Origin of the sequence: Mesorhizobium sp. M7A.F.Ca.CA.004.06.1.1 (assembly GCF_003999135.1) — a bacterium.
GTDB lineage: Bacteria > Pseudomonadota > Alphaproteobacteria > Rhizobiales > Rhizobiaceae > Mesorhizobium.
The window spans coordinates 3,224-9,433 of sequence record NZ_RZPQ01000155.1 but is presented as its reverse complement, the minus strand read 5'-3'; the positions used below and the strand labels follow the sequence as shown (position 1 = coordinate 9,433).

At 62.5% G+C, this 6,210-nt stretch carries 4 protein-coding genes and 2 pseudogenes; 4 read left to right on the top strand and 2 right to left on the bottom strand.

Features of this window, described 5'->3' with window-relative positions; genetic code table 11:
- Positions 1 to 262, top strand: a pseudogene (locus EN906_RS12245) (glutamine synthetase); the annotation flags it as partial.
- 26 nt (positions 263 to 288) lie between these two features.
- On the opposite strand, the gene EN906_RS12240 reads toward EN906_RS12245, so the two are convergent.
- Together EN906_RS12240 and EN906_RS12235 are read right to left on the bottom strand one after the other, a co-directional pair.
- Positions 289 to 1,137: an endonuclease/exonuclease/phosphatase family protein gene (locus tag EN906_RS12240; protein ID WP_127271470.1), complete on the bottom strand. Its 849-nt coding sequence runs from the start codon at positions 1,135 to 1,137 to the stop codon at positions 289 to 291.
- 110 nt (positions 1,138 to 1,247) lie between these two features.
- Positions 1,248 to 2,711: a phosphatidylserine/phosphatidylglycerophosphate/cardiolipin synthase family protein gene (locus EN906_RS12235; protein ID WP_127271959.1), complete on the bottom strand. Its 1,464-nt coding sequence runs from the start codon at positions 2,709 to 2,711 to the stop codon at positions 1,248 to 1,250.
- 304 nt (positions 2,712 to 3,015) lie between these two features.
- Here EN906_RS12235 and EN906_RS12230 point away from each other — a divergent pair, with 304 nt between their 5' ends.
- From EN906_RS12230 to EN906_RS12215, 3 genes and pseudogenes are all read left to right on the top strand, one after another.
- Positions 3,016 to 3,219 carry a hypothetical protein gene (locus EN906_RS12230; protein ID WP_164749109.1) on the top strand — a complete coding sequence of 68 codons (204 nt, stop codon included), beginning with the start codon at positions 3,016 to 3,018 and terminating at the stop codon, positions 3,217 to 3,219.
- 655 nt (positions 3,220 to 3,874) lie between these two features.
- Positions 3,875 to 4,396 (top strand): AraC family transcriptional regulator, encoded by a 522-nt coding sequence (locus EN906_RS12220; RefSeq protein ID WP_127271838.1) that lies wholly within the window; start codon positions 3,875 to 3,877, stop codon positions 4,394 to 4,396.
- Between the two features lie 196 nt (positions 4,397 to 4,592).
- Positions 4,593 to 6,210, top strand: a pseudogene (locus EN906_RS12215) (calcium-binding protein); the annotation flags it as partial.

Below are 6,210 nucleotides of genomic sequence, written 5' to 3'. Positions count from 1 at the left end.
TGGCTGCGAGGGCATCGAGAAAGATCTGCCGCTCGAAGCGCCGGTGACGTCGAACCTGGCCAATCTCGACAAGCCGAAACTGCCGCGTACGCTCAATTCTTCGATCGAGGCCTTCGCCGCATCGGATTTCTGCGCGGATGCGTTTGGTGAGGCCTTTCGCGACAATTATGCCGAGAGCCGGCGAGCCGAGCAGGCGGCATTCGACGCCTGGCAGGCGTCGCACATCACCGACTTCGAGTGGCAGCGCTATTTCGTCAGCTGATCATGCCAGGGCGTTCCAGCGTAAATCTACACGCTTTGCGACACCGGAGAAATCAAGGCGTTATCGGAGATACGCTCCAGGCGTACGAAGGCCGTCAGCGGCAGGTGGTCGGAGGCAACGCGCGAAAGCGGCGTGTCATGCGCGTTAATGGCGGCAATCATGCCGTGCCTGTTGGCCATGATCCGGTCGAGCGCCAGCAGCGGCAGGTTCGACGGGAAGGTGGGGACCGCCGGCGGCTGCGGGCCGAACGTTGCATGCAGCGTGTTGAGAGCGGAGCGGTTGCCAAGCCGCCATTCGTTGAGGTCGCCGAGCAGCAAGGTCGGTCTTTCGTCCGGGCTGTTCATCAGGTCGAGCACGACGCGCGCCTGCTGGGAGCGCGAGCGGCGCAGCAGGCCGAGATGGGCGGCGATGATGCGCAGCGTCTGGCTTCCATCGAGGTCGATCTCCGCCACCACCGCGCCGCGCGGCTCCAGTCCCGGAAGCTTGATCTGGTGCACGTCGCGAACGACGCCCTTCTTGAACAGCAAGACGTTGCCATGCCAGCCATGGCCCTTGCCTGTGGCCGAAATCGGCACCGGAACCAGGCCGGTTTCCCGTTCGAGCCGGGGCAGGTCGAGAAGCCCATTACGGTCGCCGAAGCGATTGTCGGCTTCCTGCAGCGCGATGAGATCCGGATCGATTTCGCGGATGACGCGGATGGTCCGTTCCGGGTCGAATTTCCTGTCGACGCCGATGCATTTGTGGACATTGTAGGAGGCAACCAGCGTGCCGGTGGTGGCTGTCGTCTTGAGTGCGGCGGCATTCGCTTTCTGCATCCGGCGGTCACGAAGGGACAGAAGCATGCTTGCCGGGAGGCTGCGTCCAATTCTGTGCATCTCTGTGCTGCTCGTCCTCGCTGGCATCAATTCAGAAGCCGGATACAGTGAAAATAGGCAATTTCCGCGTATGTTCCATGACGGACGAGTTCCTCAAGCGCACCTCCGCCTTAGAGATAGGGTGAACCGAGCCACAATACCCGGTCGAACAGCCTGATAAGAAACGGCCGGGCTCGCAAAGCTTCCAGCGTCACCGGCACGGCGGAGGCGATCGCCGACCCGATCCGCGCCTCGATCTCGCTGGCAAAGCCGGCATCGAGCACCTCCAGGTCGATCTCGAAATTCAGCCGCAGCGATCGGGCGTCTAGATTGGAAGAGCCGACATAGGCCCACACGCCGTCGATCGAAAGCAGCTTCGAATGGTCGAACGGTCCCTCGGTGCGCCAGACACGGCAATAGTGTTTGAGCACCTGATCGAACTGCGCCATCATCGCGCGGTCGACGAGGAAAAGATTGTTCACCGCCGGCACCACGATGTCGATTTCGACCCCGCGCCTGCCGGCGGTGATCAGCGCGCTGATCAGTTCCCGATCCGGCAGGAAATAGGGCGACATCACGCGTATAGACTTGCGGGCGACCGAGAATGCACCGATCAGCAGCTTGTGGTTGGTCTCGTTGCTGGCATCCGGGCCGGAAGCGACCGCCCGCACCATCATCGGTGCGCCTGGCGACGGCGCCAGCGGGGCGATGCGCCAGGCGTCGCCTTTCAGCGCCTCGTTGGTGGCGAAGCGCCAGTCCTCGGCGGCGACCGAAAAGAGGTCGGCGACGATCGGACCGGTCACCCGGAAATGCGTGTCCCTGGCGCTGTTGGAGCCGGCGAATTCGGCGGAGAAGCCTTTTCGGATGTTCATGCCCCCGGTGAAGGCGGCGATGCCGTCGACCACCAGGATCTTCCGGTGGGTCCTCAGATTGGCGTAGGGCAGGCGCAGGCCCATGACGATGTTGCCGTTGAAGACATCGGCGGGGATGTTGGCCTCGCGCAAATGCCCCAGGATGCTCGGCACCGAGTAGCGGGCGCCGACGGCATCGATCAGCACGCGGACGGTGACGCCGCGGTGGACGGCGCCGGCAAGCGCCTGGACGAAGAGCAGGCCGACGGCGTCATTGTCGAAAATATAGGTCTCGAGCAGGACGCTGCGCTCGGCACCATCGATGGCCGCGCACATGGCGGCATAGGCCTCGTCGCCGGTCTCCAGCACATCGATTGCATTTCCAGGATTGAGCGCGCGCCGCGCCACCCTGTCGCCCAATGTCCGCAAGCCCGTGAATCGTTGCCCGTAGCGCTCGACGATCAGGGCCTCTTCGACAGCGACGTCGCGCTCGTGCTTGGCGGACATCGCGCCATCGGCAAACGGGCGCTGGGCGGTGATCGTGGCGCGGCGAATGCGGTTGATGCCGGCGACGGCATAGATCAGCACGCCGAGGATCGGGGACAGCACCATCACGCCGACCCAGCCGGTGGCGGCGCGGACATCTTCCTTGGTCATGACGGCATGGACGATGCCGACCGTCGCCATCACCACGGAGATGATCGCCAGAATTTGCGGCCAGTGAGTCGCCAGGGTCGCCAACATGCCGAGACTATCCAGCGAGCGGTTGCAGAAGGCAATGCAGCCGCTCGTGCCGTGCATTCGGTGGATGGTGGCATGCGGCCCTGGCTGAAGAGTTCGACCGGCCGCAGAGATCGATGGGTTGAAGCACCCCGATAGATCCTGTCAGAAGGACAAACCTGACCCAGGGGAAGCATAAAGCCTGGCATCGTCCTGTTCTTCCCAGGCCCACCGAAGCCTCTTATGCTTTGGTACCACCTCTATTGTATATCAGGAGGAATGAATTTAGTTATATAAACACTTTGATTGATGGCGAGGGGGGCGCTGAATGATGAAATTCAACTTCGATGGACCTCCCGGCGATGACGCAGTTGCCGACACGTCGGCAGAATGCCAACGCCAATTGCTGCCTCTCGTCCGTGAGATCGTTCAGGCAGCGGTCGCTGCCGGGTGGAGCGAGGAGGACGTTCTTCTGGGGTTTGTGGAACTTACATGGGATTTGTACGAGAATCGTCGCGACGATCTGCAATGACCGGCAGCCGATCGGGTAGCTCTACATTGCCTTGAAGGGCTGCTGAATTGGTCGAATTACCCAGACCTGAAGCAGGGCTCCGAACTCAGGCCAACCAGAGGCCTCGCGGCAGCGGGCTCGGTGTTGGCACTTTTGCGCTGGCAGCTTTCACGATAGGAATTTTTTCTTGACTCGGTGACCTCAGCTAAGGTATAAATTTGTGCATGGTGCTGATTTGCGCCAGTGACCCGCCGAACAGGCGGGTTTTTCGTTTGATGCTCCGTCAGCCTATGCGCCGGCGAAGGTTCCGAAATGGTCCAGTCCTTGCCTTGTTGACTGGTCCGTCTTCTTATCCCGAACAAAATTTTTTCTTTGCGTACGGATGTTATTCACACTCCGCGCCATGTGCGTTACGTTGGATCCGGGTCGGGCTAAGGGGGATTTCAGGCGGCGGACAAGCGGCTGAGGCCAGGCAATGAAAAATACGGACGATGCTCGGGAAAGCGGCGTTTCCCGGGGCGTCAATCGAGAACGGACAGCTCGATTTGTCCTGGACATAATTCCTGAAAGCGCCGGGCCCAGGAGGGCCACCGCGCGGGGGAGTGTCATACCCTCCGTCCGCGATCCCGTCTCGCAGACATTCATCGTTCGCCGTCCGGCCGGAACGATCCGATGAATGGCGATGCCGGCCGGCTTCGATCAATCACGAATTGTTTTTCGGGGGAACGAGGAGGAAGGCCTCCGGTTGAACCTCATCTGGGACGTGTCAGGAGGCCGAAAAATGCCGGGTGATGATGGTTTCCCCGGACCGGCTTCCGGAACCAATCTGCGACGGCCGACGCTCAACGCGAAAGGCGGGCTTTCGGTCCGCAGCACACGCCGCGTGCAGGAATTTCTGGACAAGAACTTTACCCGCAAGCTGGCGCTTGCCGAAATGGCCGCTGTTTGCGAGCTTTCGCCGTACCACTTCATGCGGGCTTTCTCGAGGACGTTCGGGGTGCCGCCGCACCAGTATGTCCTCGAGCTGCGGCTGGATTTGGCTGAAAGACTGCTTGCCGACAGCCGCATGACGATCGCCGACATCGCGCATTCCTGCGGATTTTCAAGCCAGAGCCATTTTACCACCGTGATGAAGAAATACCGCCAGGTGACGCCGCTGCAGCTGCGGGTGGGCAAGCTTAACGCCAAGGTTAGATGAGGTGGCGCTTAGGTCGTTGCTTTATTTCTTGGTTTTAAAGCATTGGCTAAGGTAACAAGCCGTTAACCTCTGCAGGTTTGCTCCGATCTTTTCTCACAAGGCAGCAATTTCGTGAAATACCGCGGGCAGGAATCATGTCTTCCTGCGGTGGAACGGAATTGTCAGACATTTCGTGCCGGCCAGCGGAGAGGGAACCATGACCGACAACCAGATTTCGAACGGCTCGCTTCTTGTTCAGCGTCGCGCGGCGCATTTCGCCGGGCACTGGATCGCGGGGGCCGATGTCAGTTCCCGCTCGGTTCGCCGCCGCCTGATGGCTGTGCTACGGATGGCGCATCGTGCGCTCGGCATGGGGCGCAAGCGCCTGGGGCTGGGAACTTTGGGCGTCGGCGGGATGTCGGGGGCGGCGGCCGCGATGCTGGGCGCCTTCGCGATCGGCATGGCTGCGACGCCGGCTCAGGCGCAATATCAGGCCGGCGGCGGAACCGCGACAGCCGGCAACGCCGTCGCCATCGGTAACGGCACCCAGGCGAATGGCGCGAACAGCGTGGCATTGGGCACCTCCAACAGCGCAACGGGCGATGCTTCGATCGCCATCGGCTATTCGATGAGTGTCAATGGCCTCAACTCCATAGGCATAGGTGTCTTTGCGAAGGCAACCGGCGTCAACGCCCTCGCGTTAGGCGGGAACGCCCAAGCTACTGCGGATGGAGCAAGCTCCATTGGCGTCAACTCGGTTGCAGCCGCAGGCGCGGCCGCCTTTGGCCTGAACGCGCGTGCGGACGGAACGAACTCGACGGCGATCGGCTATGTTACCCGGGCGACCGGACTGCGCGCCACCGCGCTCGGGTTTGGTGCAACAGCGTCCGGGCTGGATTCGCTTGCCCAAGGCAATAGCGCCGTCGCAAGCAACCAGAATGCCATCGCCATCGGCTTCCAGGCGACCGCAACGGCGATCAACGCCGTCAATCTTGGCAACCGAACTGTTGCGGGAATGGGCGCCCTTGAAGAGAGCGCCATCGCCATCGGCACGGACGTCAGGGCATCTCAGGTCGACAGCATTGCGATAGGACGCCAATCCGTTTCATCTGCAGGAAACGCGGTGGCTTTAGGCAAGAACGCGGCGGCCTCGAGCGCGGCCTCGATGGCGCTGGGGGCCGGTGCGGCCGCAACCAACACCAACGCGGTCGCGATCGGCGCCAGCACCCAGGCCACGGGAGCCGGCTCCGCCGCCCTCGGCACCTTCTCCGTTGCTTCGGGAGCGAATTCCACAGCCCTCGGGAACGCCACTGCCAGCGGCGACCGTGGGTTCGCCGGCGGCCGTTTGGCCACCGCCGTGGGCAACGATTCCATCGCCATCGGCACGACCGCAAATGCGAGCAGCGCCGCCAGCACAGCGGTTGGCAACACGGCCGTTGCCAGCGGCACAAACGCCTCCTCATTCGGGTCTGGAGCGAATGCGACGGGAGACAATTCCCTCGCCGCCGGCGTCAGCGCCAACGCCAGCGGGATTGCCAGCACAGCGCTTGGCATCGGCGCCGCATCCAGCGGCACCAATGCCGTCGCTGTCGGCGTTTCGGCGAGCGCGTCCGGGTTGAACGCCATCTATGTCGGCTCGCGCACCTTTGGAGCAGGCGCCAGCGCACAGAGCGCCATCGGCATCGGCACGGACGTGACGGCGTCCGCAGCCAACGCCATCGCGGTCGGTCTCCAGGCCACTGCGAACTCCGTCGACGCCGTCGCCATCGGCACCAACGCAAACGCAAGCGGGGGCAAGGCTGTCGCCATCGGTGCGGGCAACGTCGCTTATGGAG

Coding starts and splice junctions, on each gene's coding strand:
- EN906_RS12240 (WP_127271470.1), bottom strand. CDS start 1,137: ATGCACAGAATTGGACGCAGCCTCCCGGCAAGCATGCTTCTGTCCCTT.
- EN906_RS12235 (WP_127271959.1), bottom strand. CDS start 2,711: ATGTTGGCGACCCTGGCGACTCACTGGCCGCAAATTCTGGCGATCATC.
- EN906_RS12230 (WP_164749109.1), top strand. CDS start 3,016: ATGATGAAATTCAACTTCGATGGACCTCCCGGCGATGACGCAGTTGCC.
- EN906_RS12220 (WP_127271838.1), top strand. CDS start 3,875: ATGGCGATGCCGGCCGGCTTCGATCAATCACGAATTGTTTTTCGGGGG.